We start from the raw sequence: 15,939 nt of genomic DNA, 5'->3' as shown, positions 1-15,939 counted from the left end.
CTCCCCTCTAGAGGCAACTTGACACAAGGAGGTTGAACAACCATGCAAGCTGAACGAAAGGCCAGGAGAGGATCGAAGCTGAGACAAATCGCAAATAATCCTTTTCTATATGTAATGGCCGTACCGGGTTTACTGTTTTTCTTGATCTTCAGTTACCTCCCGATTTATGGGATTACGATTGCGTTCAAGGATTACAACTTTTCCAAAGGAATTACAGGAAGCGAATGGGTTGGCTTTAAAAATTTCGACTATTTCTTTACGTCTGACGATTTCTGGATCGTCCTGCGCAACACGCTCGGTCTAAATCTGCTGTTTATTGTATTTACGACCATTACGGCGGTATTGATTGCGCTCATGTTCAATGAGATCCGAAACAAGTATTTCAAGCGGATCTCCCAATCGCTCATTTTTCTTCCTTATTTCATGTCCTGGATCGTAGTCGGCATGATCGTCCAATCGCTGTTCGGCGGGGAAGAACCCATGATTAACGCGTGGCTGCAGGGGCTGGGAATGGAGCCGGTTAACTGGATGTTTGAAGCGAAGCTATGGCCAGCTATTTTGACGGTGATCCGAGTCTGGCAGGGGGCAGGATATTTGTCTATCATCTTCCTTGCCGCCATTACCGGTATCCCGGAAGATATGTATGAGGCGGCCCGGATCGACGGGGCATCCAAGCTGCAAATTATGCTGCGGATCACGCTCCCTCTGCTCGTTCCGACCATCATGATTATGACCTTGCTGTCTGTGGGCAAAATCTTCAATGGCGATTTTGCGATGATCTATGCGATTATCGGGGACAATTCTCTTCTGTATCCGACAACCGATGTCATCGATACCTTTGTGTTCCGCTCAATGCGGCAGTTACACGATTTCGGAATGTCTTCCGCCGTTGGGTTGTTCCAGTCAGTAATGGGGCTGCTGTTCGTGCTGGCTGCCAATTGGGTGACCCGCCGAGTATCCAAAGAATCAGCTTTATTCTAGGAGGTAATCATGAGACAGAAACAGAGTGCTTCGGACCGCGCTTTTACGGGCACCGCTTATATATTCCTGATCCTGTTCACCTTATTCTGCCTGTTTCCGTTCCTGCTGATGGTCATAGGTTCGTTTACGGATGAAGGAGAACTGATCGCACACGGCTATACTTTATTTCCTGAAAAACTATCGCTCGCCGCTTATGAAGCCGTACTTCAATCCGACGTATTGTATAACGGATACATGGTCACCGTGTTTGTTACGCTCGTAGGCACCTTGGGCGCACTATGCATCTCTGCGATGCTGGCCTACTCTCTGGCTAATAAACGGAATGTGCTGCAAACGCCATTTTTGCTGTTCTGTTACTTGCCGATGCTTTTCTCGGGCGGGATCATTCCGTTTTATATCGTAGTCAGTCAATGGCTAGATCTGCAAAACTCTATCTGGGTGCTGATTCTGACGATGTTGTGCCAGCCGTTTCTCGTCTTCTTGCTGGTCAGCTTCTTCCGCACCATTCCGGAGGAGCTGGAAGAGGCGGCGCGGATTGACGGGGCTAACGAGATGAGGATCTTCTTTCAGATTATGATTCCAATCTCTAAGCCGATTTTGGCTTCCGTCGGTCTGTTCTATGCGCTGAATTACTGGAATGACTGGTTTATGGGGTTGATGTTTATAGACAACGAGAAGCTGTACCCCTTACAGTTGATCCTGCGCAGAATGGTCTCCAACATGGAGGCTGCCAAGAATCTCATTCCTTCTGGCGCAGCCATCTCGGTTACTCCGCCGACCTATGGGGTGCGGATGGCAACGACCGTATTGACGATCGGACCGATTATTTTGCTCTATCCGATGCTCCAGAAGTATTTTGTCAAAGGACTTACTGTTGGTGCCGTAAAAGGATAGGCAAGGATTCAGGCATTAGCCGGAACCCTCCGGTTAAGCATAGATGCATTTATACATGAAAGGGAGGTTATAAGAATGAAATCAAACAAGTTTATGGGGATGGCTCTATCTTTGGTTCTGGCATTGTCATTACTGCTGGCAGGCTGCGGCGGCAATAGCGGCAACGGCAAGACAGGAGACGCCGGACAGAGCAATGGCGACAATGGGGGAAATGCTGCCGAAAACGTGGCATCAAAGCCTAAAGAAACGGTCACATTGAAGGCTTATTTTCCCGGCGATAAGCCGGTAGGATTCGATGAAGTATTGCAAGCGGTGAATGAGAAGCTGAAAAATGATAACATCGGGGCGCAGCTAAACATCAATTTCCTGCCGTGGTCCGATTACGGCAACTCAGTAGCAGTTAAAATGTCCGCGGGCGAAGAATTCGATATGTATCTGGATGCGCCGTGGCTGTCCATGAACCAGATGATCGCGAGCAATTCCATTCTGGAGCTTGATGCGATGGTAGCGGAGCGCCAGGAGCTGAAGTCGTCGATCCCGGAGGAAATGTGGGAATATAACAAATTTAACGGCAAGATTATGGGCATTCCGCTCGGCACGACTCAAGGACCGGTATACGGCTTGCTGATCCGCAAGGATTTGCGCGAGAAGTACGGGTTGCCCGAGATCAAGACGCTGGAGGATTTGGAGAAGTTCCTGTACACCGTCAAGGAGCAGGAGACGGATATCAGACCGTTTGTTATTAATGGGATCAAGGCCGATAAGCTGCCGTTCATCCTGAGTGAATCGGCAAATATGGCACTGGACGAAGTGCTGGAGATCGGGGTCAACATGTTTGCCTATTCCGTCAAGGACAAGAAGGTCGTCGGCCAGTGGGAGAGCCCGATGATTGCGGATGCTTTTGAACGGGTGACGAAGTACTACAAAGACGGCATTCTATCTAAAAATATCGCTCAAGAACAAAATGCAGAGACGTTATTCAAACAAGGAAAATATGCTGCCACTTACTACGCAGCCGACGGGGTTGAAGGATTGAAATATAGTGAAATGCTCAAGGATGGCAGCGACAAGCTGGAGGTTTTCATTCCAAACGGAGATCAGGCCAAGCCATATACAGCATTCCAGCAGTGGAACTTCCTTTGCATTCCTGCATCGTCCAAGCACGCTGAATTGGCGATGGACGTGTCCAACTGGCTGTCGATCAAGGAGAACCATGACTTGATGGAATACGGCATTCCGGGTAAAGATTGGGAGGCCATCGGCGACAGCAGTTATAAAGTGCTCTCGAATTACTCCTTCCCGGGGTATACGCTGACCTGGCGCCCGACACTGAACCGTACGCCGGATACGATGACAGAGGATGACAAGAAGTGGTTCGACTTCTCTACCGACCCGGCTAATTTCACCTTGAGTCCGACCGCCGGCTTTACATTTGATGCAGAGAAGGTCAAGACCGAGTACGCCAAGATCACGCCGTTCCATGATTCCTTATTTTTACCGCTTGCACAAGGGTTGCTGCCTGCCGATAAAGGCAAGGAGCAATTGGATAGCAAGATTATGAGTGTTGGCGGCCAGAAGGTCATTGATGAAATTCAGGCTCAAATCGATGCGATAACTGCCGGCAAGTAGCATAAGCAAAGGATTGGAGAGATTTGGAAAAATGAACGTATATCGCTGTGAGAAAAACCCGGTGATCCGGACCGAAGATGTAGCTCCTTCACGGCCCGATTTTAAAGTGTTGGGTGCGTTTAATGCCGGTGTTGCAAAGGTTGGGGAGGACACCATCCTGTTGCTGCGTGTAGCTGAGGCGCCGGTTTCAGAGAGGGAGGACGAGGTGCTTGTTCCTTTGCTGGATGCAGATGGCAAGGTGGTCGTGCACCATTACGACAAATCGGATTCCCGTTATGATTTCTCGGATTCCCGGTTTGTGGCGGTAAACGGGCAAACGGTGATGCTGACCTCGATATCCCATCTTCGGGTAGCGCGAAGCAGGGATGGCGTGCACTTCGAGATTGAGCGCGAGCCGGCGCTGTTCCCGGAGCATGAGCTGGAAGCCTGGGGGATCGAAGATCCCCGGGTAACCCAGATCGGAGATACGTATTATATCACGTACAGCTCGGCCTCCAGCCGGGGCGTGGGCGCAGGGTTGGCCGAGACGAAGGATTTTCGCAGCTTCAAAAAGCACGGCATGATGCTGGCGCCTGAGAACAAGGATGTCATGTTGTTTCCCGAGCGGATTAACGGCAAGTATGTTGCCATGCACCGTCCCGTGCCGAAGTCGTTCGGGGCCCCCGAGATATGGATCGCAGAATCGCCGGATCTGATTCATTGGGGGAACCATCGCTTCTTGATGGGACTGGGCGAGCAGGGCTGGGATTCAGCCCGGATGGGCGGCGGCGCAGTCCCAATCCGGACAGAACGCGGCTGGCTGGTGCTGTATCATGGAGCAGACTCCAAGCATCGTTATTGTATGGGAGCTGCATTGCTCGATCCGAACGATCCGGGAATCGTGCTCGCCCGTTCGTCCCGTCCATTCTTGGAACCGGAGGCGGATTATGAGGTGAAGGGATTTTTCGGCGGCGTTGTGTTCTCTTGCGGGGCATTGGTGAACGGAGATACCGTCCGTATGTACTATGGAGCGGCAGATGAAGTGATGGCGTTCGCGGATATTCCGCTGGAGGATATCTTTAGTACGTTGCTATAGACTCTCACAATGCAATGACCAGCAAATGAAACACGAAAGGAAGAGTCGAGACAGGGAAGCCACGGCACCCTGCTCGGCTCTTTTTTAGTAATGCTATATGAGTTGAACTATATAAACTGCGTAGTAAGAATGCTTTTGCGCACTTGTTTCCCCACATGAACTCCCGCGCTAGCAAAATAACTGCTTTTGCACACCTGTTTCCTCGCATGAGGCGGAGCGCAGCTCTAAGCATGTGGTCGGTATGCACATCACTCGTGCAGAAAGGGGATGGAGAAATAAGTAGCAAGGGCATAGTGTTAAGGTAAAAAGGGGGGGCCTCATATTTCACATGTACCCTCAAAACGTAAAATTCAATAGCATATATAGTAATGCGTTTGGGTCCACCTCTACTTTTTTGATATGATTAATATAGAACTAGGATATTTAAGTTGAACTATATAAACTACGTAGAAAGGGCATAAGAGTGAAGTGTTAAAAGCTTTCTGTAAGAAAGCTGCTTCGAAAGCATAAAGCGTAAGCGTTCGCCTTTGTGAGTGGATTTCTACCTTATGATATCTTCGTTAAATTAGAGAAATCCGCGAACAACAGCGATCATAAGCACACCTCACACGTTGCCCTCAAAACGTAAAATTCAATAGTTCAACTTATATAGATAGACCAAAATTACATAAAGGCGGTGCCAGTCTACATGAAGATGCAGGATGCTATGGATATGGCAAGACGAATTCGCACTAATATCGCTCAAGTGATCGTAGGCAAAGAAGAGGTGATCGACCTGCTGTTGGCGGCCTTGCTGGGTAATGGACATGTGCTGCTTGAGGATGTGCCTGGTACAGGCAAGACGCTGCTTGCGAAAGCGCTTGCTCGTTCAATGGACGGGTCATTCCGGCGTATTCAGTTCACCCCGGACCTGCTGCCCTCTGATTTGAGCGGAATTAATTTCTACAATCAAAAATCAGGAGAGTTTGAATTTCGTCCCGGCCCCCTGTTCACAGAGGTCCTGCTTGCAGACGAGATCAACCGGGCAACCCCGCGAACACAGTCCAGTCTGCTTGAATGCATGGAGGAGCGTCAGGTTACTATTGATGGCATAACCCATGAGCTTGCAGGCACATTTTTTGTCATGGCGACTCAGAATCCGATTGATAATCAGGGAACCTTTCCCTTGCCGGAAGCTCAGCTGGACCGATTCCTGATGCGGATCACAATGGGGTATCCGAGCCATCAGGAAGGCATTGATATTTTAGAGCGTTATAGCAGTCATAATCCGCTGCTGGAATTGACTCCTGCAGCCTCCGCCAAGGAGATTTCGGAAGCTCAGCAGAGAGCCTCGGAGGTTCATGTGACCCGGGATCTGTTAGGTTATATCGTGGCTCTTACCGAAGCGACCCGCAAGCATCCGGAGGTGCGTCTGGGGGCAAGCCCTCGTGCGAGCGGTGCCCTTCTGCGTGCCGCCAAAGGCTATGCGTTCGTTCAGGGCAGAGACTATGTTGTACCGGAGGATATTAAAGCTATTGCTGTTCCGGTGCTGGCCCATCGTCTATTGCTGCGGCAAGGCCTCAATCTGGGGGAATCCAGAGAAGCCGGTATCATTCGTCAGATCTTAAACGAAGTAACGGTACCTGCGGAGGAGAATGCAAAGGGGAAGCAGGTGGACTGATCCATGCTTACCTGGATGATCATCAGCATTCTGCTAATTTCAGGCCTTCTGATCTTGGTTTATGACCAGTGGGGGCTGAAAGGAATTGCTTATTCCCGTACTTTTTCTAAGCAGAGAATATTTGAGCATGAATCCCTGGATATGGTGGAGGTCATCTCCAATGCCAAGCTGCTGCCGCTGCCCTGGCTTCGTTTGGAGTCCAGCATGCCTGTGGCTCTTCGATTCGGAGAGCAGGACAACTTGGGGGTGTCCGAAGGGAATATCTATCAGAATCATGTCAGCCTGTTTCATCTAAGATCTTACAGACAAATTACCCGGAGACATCGGCTGACTTGCGTAAGACGTGGTCATTATTCGCTGGAGACGGCAACGATGACTGGAGGGGATCCCCTGGGTCTCAGTTCGAAAGCAAAGCAGTTCACCTTGAATTTGAAGCTGCTTGTATATCCGCAGATTCTTCCCATTCCCGAGCTGCCGCTCCCGAATCACAGCTGGCTCGGAAATCTGGCTGTACGGCGATGGATTGTAGAGGATCCCTTTCTGATTCAGGGAACGCGTGCTTTTCGTTCCGGAGATACGCTTCGAAGTGTCAATTGGAAGGCAACGGCTCGAACAGGAAGTCTTCAGGTGCATCAACGCGGATACACCGCCGATCATCGGCTGATGATCTGTCTGAACGTGGAATCCGCGGAATCCATGTGGCGTACCATTCTAGAGCCGGAACGCATTGAGCTGGGTATCCGTTATGCGGTGTCTGTTGCCGCTTACGCTTTGGAGAACGGCATTGAGACCGGGATGCTGTGCAACGGATGGGTTCAGGGGAGAGAACGGGAGTCCGTCCGAATTGGACCGTCCGGACATGCAGGACAGCAGGAATGGCTGCTTGAGACGATGGCGGGCCTGATACTGGAGCGTACTGTATCAATGGTGAAGCTTCTTGAAGAAGAAGTGGAGCTGGGGACTACGGATATGGATTATTTAATTATATCCTGCCACCGGGGCGAGAAGCTCCAGGAGGTCGTGAGAAAGCTGGAGCAGCTGGGAAATGGAGTAGAATGGATGGATATCCCCGAATTACCGAGTAAGCCGGGGCAGGAAGCGCCTCCCGCTCATGAAGGAGGAACCGCATAATGGCCGAATGTGAATCTGAGGTGGGATATGAATAACTTTATCCGTATTCGTCGTGGCATGTCCGCATGGTTTCGGGGCTGGATAACCGCTTTGACAGAAAATTTATTTTTTCTGCCCTTAGCGCTCCTTATATACACCTACACGGTTCCGGAATACTACTCTTGGCCCGCAGTCTGGCTGCTCCCTGTAGTCTCTTTGCTTGGGGCAGGAGGGTATGTGCTGGGACTCAGAGTTAGATGGAAACAGGCACTTGCGGCACTTTTGCTGGGTCTGGGTTATGCAGGGTTAGTGATTTTTTCGGGCGGCAATCCTGTTCTTCATGCGGTTCTTGGAGGTATTCTGGCTATGCAGGCCATGACTGCTCCGAGCAGGGATAATCGGTTGAAGCTGTATTGGATTGGGATCACCATCTACTTTATAGCCGGGATATCCTTTCCGCGTTTCGAGAAGCTCTCGGAAAATATACCGATAGTGACCGTATGCGGAATTCTCAGCCTGGCCATCCTGTTGTTCACCACAAACCGGCAATTTCTGAATTACAGTTCGCTTGCCTCTAGTTCAGAGAAAAGCGCAATTCCCAAAGGAGTGCGCCGCTACAATACCGTATGGATTGTATCTATTTTTGTAGTGGCGCTATTACTGGCTGCTGGTGCTGGGCGTTGGGCGGGAAATTTGCTGTTAGGCTTATTGAGGAGAATCGTGCAGTGGCTGCTGCGCCCATCGGATGAGCCGGCAAATGAACCGGAGCCGCCTTCTTCGCAGGGTCCGCCTGCTGAAATGGTATTGCCGGAGGAGACGGGACCGCCAGGCTGGTTATCCCAAGTGCTGGACATTCTCTACAATATCGTTGCAGGAGTGTTGTTCCTGCTAGTGCTTGCTCTAATTGGATATGGAATCTATAAATATGCGGGTCCAACGTTGTCCAGGCTGCTGCGCACGTTAAAGAAATTTTTCCTGCGCAAGGGGATAGAGCCTGCCAGGCAGGAATATGAGGATGAAGAAGTTCGTCTCACCATCCGGGGGAAGGCAGGAAAGAACCGGGGACAATGGGCGGGCAAATGGACCGCACGCCTTTTCAAGCAAGGGGAGGCCTGGGATAAGCTTCGAGACAATCGGGATCGGATCCGATACCTCTATCGAAGACAACGGCAGTTGGATGAAGCGAGAGGACTATCGCAGCAACTCTCGCTCACGCCGAGAGAGCAGGAGCAGGAGCTTCGGAGGCAGGTATCATTGACTGATGGAAAAGGAAGACGAACTTCAGCGGCATACACGAACCGCGATGTAATGGAGCCCCTTCTGGAGGCGTATTACCGGGTACGCTATGGTGATCAGCAGCCTGGAGATGAAGAAGTTAAATTGCTTAAGGATAAGATACAGCCGTAGCATCACAAATAGAGTATGGAATTTATCTGTAACAAACGAAAGGCTCGCACAAGCAGGTAATTATGACCTCCCTGCTCTGTACGAGCCTTGCTTCATTGCACGATTGAACTGCATTGTGCATATTAAACAGTCCCCATGGTGGTGATCGTGTTTGTCCGCCATCATTCCGAGAAAAGCGAATGGCTTGCCCTTCTTTCGACCGATCTTAGTCTGACGGCTCAAGACATCATCGGAATCTACCCGATGCGCTGGGACATCGAGGTTTCCTTCAAGTGCGCCAAATCACTGTTGCGTCTGCAAAACGAGTTCCAAGGCCGTTCGTACGACTTGCTCGTGAGCCACACGACCATTGTGTTCTCGCGCTATATCCTGTTGGCTTGGGAGCACCGACAAAGCAGCAGGTTAATTTCGGATCTCCCGATGCAACGAATAGAAACAGTCGGCTTTTGTCGATAGGGTATGCCAAGGAGGGAAATACAACAGATCAAGGTATACAAACGTTCACCCTAAAGCAAATTAAAAATAAGACAATCTTCGAAGAGATCAAAAGCAGCAGGCACGCCTCTTTCCAGCAAATAGACGGGCAGAAATTCACAGTGGCAGTGAGTTCTTTGACGCCGGCGGGCCACGAGGTGTTATCGGACCGGAAAATATAAAAAGAGGGCGAAGTGTGCTTTCAGGTCCAATTTAAGGGAGGGGCGGCGAGCAGATGAATGAGGTAGTTGCGTCCTTAATCCGCGAACGACAGTGGAAGATGAAATAATTTTAAAGTGTGTAAAATTTACATCTTAAAAATAAAGCGGATAAAAAGATGGAATATCCTTATGTTACATGGCTTTTTTTGATTGAAACTCAACGTGGACAAAAAAATATATAACTGGGCACTTGATGAAAACGCTTATATTTGTTATGATAGCGCTACAAAAAGCCGAAAATGATGTAAAATTTACACACTTAATTTGAAGGTGTAGCAAATTTTCCATTTTGATCGCTTTTGAATCCATAAAGGAGGTGATAGAGATAAGACGGATCGTTATTGATACGGATATTGGGGATGATATTGATGATGCGCTGGCTATCGTATTGGCTTTGAATTCTCCGGAATTGGAAGTGGCCGGACTGACGACGGTATACAGAAATACCGACTTGCGCACGAAGCTTGCGATGCAACTGCTCCAAGCTTACAAAAGGCCGGATATTCCCGTGGCCACCGGAATCGGCAGCCCGCTGCTGGCCAAAACCGATATGGACAGCATTCCTTGCCAATGGTTGGACGAGTATCTCGACACCGAACCAAACTGTAGTGAGCACGCGGTGGACTTTTTGATCGAGCAGGTGAGACGTGACCCGGCGATCACGATTGCGGCAATTGGACCTCTTACGAATATTGCCTGCGCCGTGATGAAAGCGCCCGACGTGATGCAGCAGGCGAATATCGTTATGATGGGCGGAATGCATTCGGCGCATTATCCCGAATGGAATATCGTTTGCGACCCGGAAGCGGCGGCGATTGTGTTCGGCTCCGGCATGAAGCTAACGATGGTGGGGCTTGATGTTACGTTGAAATGCCGCCTGATCCAGTCCGACGTGGAAAGGATCAAGCATAGGGGCAAAAGTGAAACGGCTTTCTTGTCGCGATTGCTGTCGCAGTGGATGGATTCGTCGAAGCATCTTCCCATTCTGCATGATCCCTTGACGATTGCTTATCTTAGTCATCCGGACTTGCTGGAGCTTAAGCCGAAGAAAATCTCGGTAGAGTGCAAAGGAGAGTTTACGCGAGGCATGACGGTGGAACATCGGGACGTCTTTTTCGACAGGCCGATGGATACGAACGTATTGGCCGCCGTAGATGTGCGAAAGGATGCTTTTATTCAACTATTCCTGGAAAGATTGCTTTAAGAGGTAGTTCAAAAAGTCATCTTTGGATCACGAAATCTTTTAAATGAACAGGGGGATTACAGATGAAGAATAAGAAGTTGTGGATCATTTCCGTCCTGGCGCTGGTGCTTGTTGTTGCAGGCTGCGGCGGCAAATCTTCCGGGGGGAACGCCGGCGAAGCGCAGGGAGCGAACCAGGGAGCAGGCAAAGAAGAGCAGGTGACGATCGAAATCTTTAACCAGAAGTCCGAGGTGAAGGACTATCTTAACCAGATTATCCAGAACTTCGAGACGGAGAATCCGAACATCAAGGTGAATCAGGTTCAGGTTCCGGATTCGCGGAAGGTTCTGTATAATCGGCTGGCAAGCAACGACGCTCCAGACATCATGTCCATATTCCCGAATGAATCCGATTTCAGAACACAAGCCGGATCGGATTTCTTCATGGACTTAACGGGCAGCGATGTGCTGGCGAACATCAACCCGCAGTTTCTTGAGGGCGTTAAGGTCGACGGCAAGGATTACAGTGCGCCGTTGACGATGAATGCTTACGGGATTTTCTACAATGCGGCCAAATTCAACGAGCTTGGCTTGAAGGTTCCGACGACGTGGGCAGAGCTGGAGCAGACTGCGGCGGCAATCAAAGAGAAAGGCTCCATTCCGTTCGCGACCAGCTTCAAAGCATCCTGGTCTGTCGGGCATCTCACCGAAGCGCTGCTGACCAATGCCGTTGGTTACGAGACGGCCGACAAGTTCTTCCAGGATCCGGCGGCCAAAGCGGATAGCGATCCGTCCATCCAGAAGCTGCTGGCGCAGATGGACTTTATCGGCGCCAACAGCCAACTGGACGCCGCTGGAGCGGACTATCCGGATGCCGTGAATCTGTTTGCAACCGGGCAGGCACTGATGCTCCCGCAGGGGATCTGGGCGGTGCCGGTGATCGAACAGGCGGGCATGGAAGACGAGTACAAGATGTTCCCGATTCCGAACGACAGCGGCAATGGCGTCGTCGTTGGCGGCATCGACTATGCGCTGGCGATCTCTGCCAACACGAAGCATCCGGAAGAAGCCCAAAAGTTTGTGAAGTTCATGACCGAGCAGCAAACGGCGCAATTTTTGGCGGACAACGAGAAATCGCCTTCGACGATCACGGGCATCAAGGCCGACGCTCCTCAAACGGAGGATGTCACAAAATTGCTATCCGAAGAGGGCCGTTTCTATCCGTGGCTGCACTTTAATTGGAAAGCTGGGCTTGATTCCAGCTGGGGTACGGAAACATCCGCCTACTTGATCCTGAATGATAAGAATGCCCTGCTGAAATGGATCAATCAGGAATTCGGCAAGTAAATAGATAGAGCCGGAACTGGAGAGGATACATGATTCTCTCCGGTTTCCGCATTATTTTTTTGAAATGAGGGGGATTGTGATGAAAACCATCAACAGATATGCCCATTACCTGTTTACGCTCCCAGCGCTTCTGTTGTACGCTGTTTTCTTCCTTTACCCGATGGTGAACGGCTTTTTGTACAGTCTGAGCGATTGGGACGGGCTGAGCAAGACGAGTCATTTCATTGGGGTGGATAATTACGTACGGCTGGCTCAGGACGACCGGATCCTGAACAGCTTGGGTTTTACCTTTAAATACGCATTTGGCTTGATCGTTCTGACCGTTGTGCTTGCCGTACTGATCGCCGTTCTGCTCAATCGCGTTCGCCGGTTTCAATCGTTTTACCGGACGACGTATTTTATTCCTGCCGTGCTGAGCATGATTACCGTAGGATTGATTTTCAACCAACTGTTCTCACAAGCTCTTCCCGCTTTTGGCAAGGCTATCGGCTCGGATGTGCTCTCGCGGAATTTGCTGTCTAATCCGGATTGGGCTTTCTTCGGCCTGCTGTTCGTAAGCCTGTGGCAGGGCTTGGCCATTCCGACGCTGCTATTCCTGGCCGCCTTGCAGAGCGTACCCAAAGACTTGATTGAAGCGGCCAGCCTGGACGGTGCGACTCCCTGGCAGCGATTCCGCTCCGTCGTGATTCCGTTTCTGATCCCGACCCTGAATATCGTCGTTATCCTTTCGGCCAAAAGCGGGCTCACCGCGTTCGATTACATTATGGCGATGACGGGAGGCGGACCCGGCAGAAAGACGGAAAGCGTTGGTTTGCTCGTCTACAATTTCGCGTTTCAGGAATTTAAATTTAGCTACGCGAGCTCGCTGGCGATCATTCTGTTCGTGATCATCGCCATCGTCTCGATCGTGCAGATCCGTTCCATGAGCAGACTCGAGGTGAATGCGTAATGAACAGCAGCAGCGAAAAAAGATTATCCGCAATCAGCTACATCCTGTTGTCATCCGGCCTCGTGGTCGTCTTTTTACCGTTGTACCTAACCGTGATTACGGCCTTTAAGACCAGCAAGGAGAGCGCAAGGAATTTCTTCGCTTTTCCTTCGGAGTTGTATTTGGGGAATTTCCAAGAAGTATTGTTCAACAACGATTTCGCGCAGTTTTTCACCAACTCGGTATTGATCACGGTGGTTGCCATCGCCCTGATCCTGCTCGTGGTGCCGCTTACGGCCTATGCGATCAGTCGCAATATGAACAAATGGTATTTCAAATCGCTGTATATTTTATTTATTATGGGGATTATCATCCCGTTTCAGGTCATTATGCTGCCGGTTACCAGACTGATGACGGAACTGGATTTGCTGAACCGTTTTGGCCTGATTCTGCTTTATGTCACGTATGCGTTGACGCAAGGCGTGTTTCTATACGTAGGTTATATTCGCACGACGATTCCGAAAGAACTGGAAGAAGCAGCCGAGGTGGATGGCTGCTCCAAGCTCAGAACCTATCGCTCGGTCATCTTCCCATTGCTGGCTCCGCTTACGGCAACGGTGATTATCGTCAATTCCTTCTGGATTTGGAACGACTTCCTGTTGCCGCTATTGATTTTGAACAAATCGGAGACGTACTGGACGCTTCCGTTGTTCCAATATAACTTCAAGTCGCAGTATTCCTTCAATTATAATTTGGCTTTCGCTTCGTTCGTCATGACTGTGATTCCGATCATGCTGGTCTATGTGTTCTTCCAGAAGCAGATCATTGCGGGACTTACGGGCGGGGCCGTTAAAAGCTAACCATCGGGGTGATGAGGATGAAGTTTCCTAACGATTATATGGAGAGATTGTACGGAGGCTGGCTGGGAAAAGTGATCGGCGTGATCCATGGCGCCAACATCGAAGGCTGGTCTTACGAGAGAATTGAGCAAACGTTCGGCGAAATTACGGATTATCCTTATTTCTTTAAACATTTCGCAGCCGATGACGACATTAACGGTCCTGCATTGTTCATGCGGGCGCTGGACGATTTTGAACCGGCGCGATTGACGGCGCAGGAAATGGGCCATACGCTGCGGAACTATACGGGAGAAGGGCACGGCTTCTTCTGGTGGGGAGGCTACGGGGTTTCCACCGAACATACGGCTTATATGAATTTGAAAAATGGCGTACCGGCTCCGCAGTCCGGATCGATCGAGCAAAACGGCAGAACGACGGCGGAGCAGATCGGCGGTCAGATCTTCTCCGACTGCTGGGGGCTCGTCTGCCCGGGCGACCTGGAGAAGGCGGCCGAGCTCGCGGGCATGATGTCGAGCGTGACCCACGGCGGGGACGGAATCCGCGGTGGACGGTTTATCGCGGCTTGCATCGCCTCCGCATTTGTAAGGGAGCGGATCGAAGATATCGTGGAGGATGGCTTGCCCGTAATCGAGGAAACCAGCGATTACGCACAGATGGCGCGGGATGTCATCGCCTTCTGCAAGCAGCATCCGGACGATTGGCGTGAAGCATTCGCCTATGTCAAAGACAAGTATGGCTACCAGCATTACGAAGGGGTCTGTCATATAATTCCTAATGCGGCCGTAATCGTGTTATCCTTATTGTACGGACAAGGAGATTTCAGCCGCACGATTAATATCTGCAACATGTGCGGCTGGGACACGGACTGCAATGTCGGCAACGTCGGCACGATTCTCGGCGTCCTTAACGGACCGGAGGGAATCGAACGGAAATGGACCACCCCGATCAACGATTTTGTCTGCTGTTCCGGTATCGTCGGCAGCTTGAACCTGCAAACAATCCCGCAGCTCGTGACCGATACGGCCAGGCTGGCGGTCAAGCTGAACGATGAGGAAATTCCAGGGTGGGAAGACATCCTGCAGGACGGCAGTACGCATCATCTGCATTTCGAGCTGCCGGGCTCCACACACGCGCTGGAGTGGAAATACCGTGGGAATGAGCGGATCCTGCTCGCCAATACGAGCCGCGAGGCTTATAAAGGGCGGCGTTCCTTGCAGCTGACGGCGCCTTCCGTATTTACGGGAACGACCTTCGATGTGTTTTTCCTCACCTACGGATCTCCGAGCGACTTCGACGACAGCCGCTATGATCCGGACATTTCGCCGACCGTATATCCCGGCCAAACCGTAGAGGCTTGGCTGAAGCTCGATGAATCGGTAGGTACGGGGCTGCATGTGCGCCTGTTCGCCGAGGACGACCTCACCGGGCGCCGCTTGTACAGTAATCTGTTCATATTGAACGGGGAATGGCAGAAGGTGAGCTATCGGATCCCTTATGCCGATGATTTCATCATCGGCAAAATCGGCATGGAGTATGCGGTCAGCGGAGATTCCAGCCTGCGGGAGAAATCGTTCTCGCTGAAGTGGTTCCTGGACGAGATGAAAATATATGGGCCTGCCGACTATGCCATCGATTTCGCTTCCCAGCGGATGGAGAAATGGAATGCCCTGCACCAGACGGTGTCCCAGCTTACCTATCTGCGGGGAATTTGGAGGCTGGAGGATGGTAGGCTGGCCGGCGGCCATGGCTTTGAACCGGCTGAATGCTATACGGGCTCGCACCGGTGGAACGATTACCTGTTCCGGGTCAAACTGAAGCCCCTTTCCGGCGATCATCACTCTGTTTTGTTCCGTGTCCAGGGGGCGATGAGGAGCTATGCCGTCGGATTGGCTCCGGGACAAACGATTGCTTTGCACAAAAATTTTGAAGGCTACAGGGAGCTCGAATCCAAGCCGTTTCCGTGGAAGCACGGTATAGAATACGAGGTCGAAGTTCGGGTCCAGGGCTCACTGATCGAGGTCTCGATCGACGGGAATGCGGCGCTTCGCTTCCGCGACGAGGATGCGCCTTACCTGCGCGGCTCCATCGGCTTCGGCAACTCCGGCGGCAGCCGTACGGCCTACTCGTCTTATCAAGTAAGATCTTTAGTATAAATATAGATATTTGATGTG

The 15,939-nt window shown here is 50.9% G+C and carries 12 protein-coding genes and 1 pseudogene; all 13 read left to right on the top strand.

All coding sequences use genetic code 11. The annotated features are described in order from the left end of the window. Nucleotides 1-42: 42 nt before the first annotated feature. The 13 genes and pseudogenes from TX85_RS15360 (at nt 43) to TX85_RS15300 (ending at nt 15,921) form a co-directional block, all read left to right on the top strand. Nucleotides 43-981, top strand: a complete 939-nt coding sequence (locus tag TX85_RS15360; RefSeq protein ID WP_044480398.1) for an ABC transporter permease — start codon at nt 43-45, stop codon at nt 979-981. A 9-nt stretch (nt 982-990) separates the two neighbouring features. After that, nucleotides 991-1,875 (top strand): carbohydrate ABC transporter permease, encoded by an 885-nt coding sequence (locus TX85_RS15355; protein ID WP_044480397.1) that lies wholly within the window; start codon nt 991-993, stop codon nt 1,873-1,875. 75 nt (nt 1,876-1,950) lie between these two features. Then, a complete protein-coding gene (locus TX85_RS15350) occupies nt 1,951-3,504 on the top strand; it encodes a DUF3502 domain-containing protein (protein ID WP_044480396.1) in 1,554 nt (517 codons plus the stop codon). Between the two features lie 31 nt (nt 3,505-3,535). Then, nucleotides 3,536-4,579, top strand: a complete 1,044-nt coding sequence (locus tag TX85_RS15345; protein WP_044480395.1) for a glycoside hydrolase family 130 protein — start codon at nt 3,536-3,538, stop codon at nt 4,577-4,579. Nucleotides 4,580-5,267: 688 nt separating this feature from the next. After that, nucleotides 5,268-6,239, top strand: coding sequence for an AAA family ATPase (locus tag TX85_RS15340; protein ID WP_044480394.1), 972 nt, complete (start codon nt 5,268-5,270; stop codon nt 6,237-6,239). Between the two features lie 3 nt (nt 6,240-6,242). Then, on the top strand, nt 6,243-7,370 hold the full coding sequence (locus TX85_RS15335; RefSeq protein WP_044480393.1) for a DUF58 domain-containing protein: 1,128 nt from the start codon (nt 6,243-6,245) through the stop codon (nt 7,368-7,370). A 9-nt stretch (nt 7,371-7,379) separates the two neighbouring features. After that, the gene (locus TX85_RS15330) at nt 7,380-8,756 is read left to right on the top strand and encodes a DUF4129 domain-containing protein (protein WP_044480392.1); all 1,377 of its coding nucleotides are present in this window, start codon (nt 7,380-7,382) and stop codon (nt 8,754-8,756) included. A 138-nt stretch (nt 8,757-8,894) separates the two neighbouring features. Then, a pseudogene (locus tag TX85_RS27600) lies at nt 8,895-9,155 on the top strand (IS4 family transposase); the annotation flags it as partial. Between the two features lie 612 nt (nt 9,156-9,767). Beyond that, the gene (locus tag TX85_RS15320; RefSeq protein ID WP_158297334.1) at nt 9,768-10,655 is read left to right on the top strand and encodes a nucleoside hydrolase; all 888 of its coding nucleotides are present in this window, start codon (nt 9,768-9,770) and stop codon (nt 10,653-10,655) included. 62 nt (nt 10,656-10,717) lie between these two features. Further along, entirely contained in the window at nt 10,718-11,980 is a 1,263-nt protein-coding gene (locus tag TX85_RS15315) for an ABC transporter substrate-binding protein (RefSeq protein ID WP_049894983.1), read from the top strand. Nucleotides 11,981-12,059: 79 nt separating this feature from the next. Next, entirely contained in the window at nt 12,060-12,929 is an 870-nt protein-coding gene (locus tag TX85_RS15310) for a carbohydrate ABC transporter permease (protein ID WP_049894982.1), read from the top strand. Then, nucleotides 12,929-13,768: a carbohydrate ABC transporter permease gene (locus TX85_RS15305; RefSeq protein WP_044480389.1), complete on the top strand. Its 840-nt coding sequence runs from the start codon at nt 12,929-12,931 to the stop codon at nt 13,766-13,768. The genes TX85_RS15310 and TX85_RS15305 overlap by 1 nt, the downstream gene beginning before the upstream one ends. A 17-nt stretch (nt 13,769-13,785) precedes the next feature. Continuing rightward, the gene (locus TX85_RS15300; RefSeq protein WP_044480387.1) at nt 13,786-15,921 is read left to right on the top strand and encodes an ADP-ribosylglycohydrolase family protein; all 2,136 of its coding nucleotides are present in this window, start codon (nt 13,786-13,788) and stop codon (nt 15,919-15,921) included. Nucleotides 15,922-15,939 lie beyond the last annotated feature (18 nt).

The organism is Paenibacillus antibioticophila (assembly GCF_000455265.1).
Lineage (GTDB): Bacteria > Bacillota > Bacilli > Paenibacillales > Paenibacillaceae > Fontibacillus > Fontibacillus antibioticophila.
Note: the sequence above shows the minus strand (reverse complement) of the source record. Positions and strands in the feature narration are given on the sequence as shown.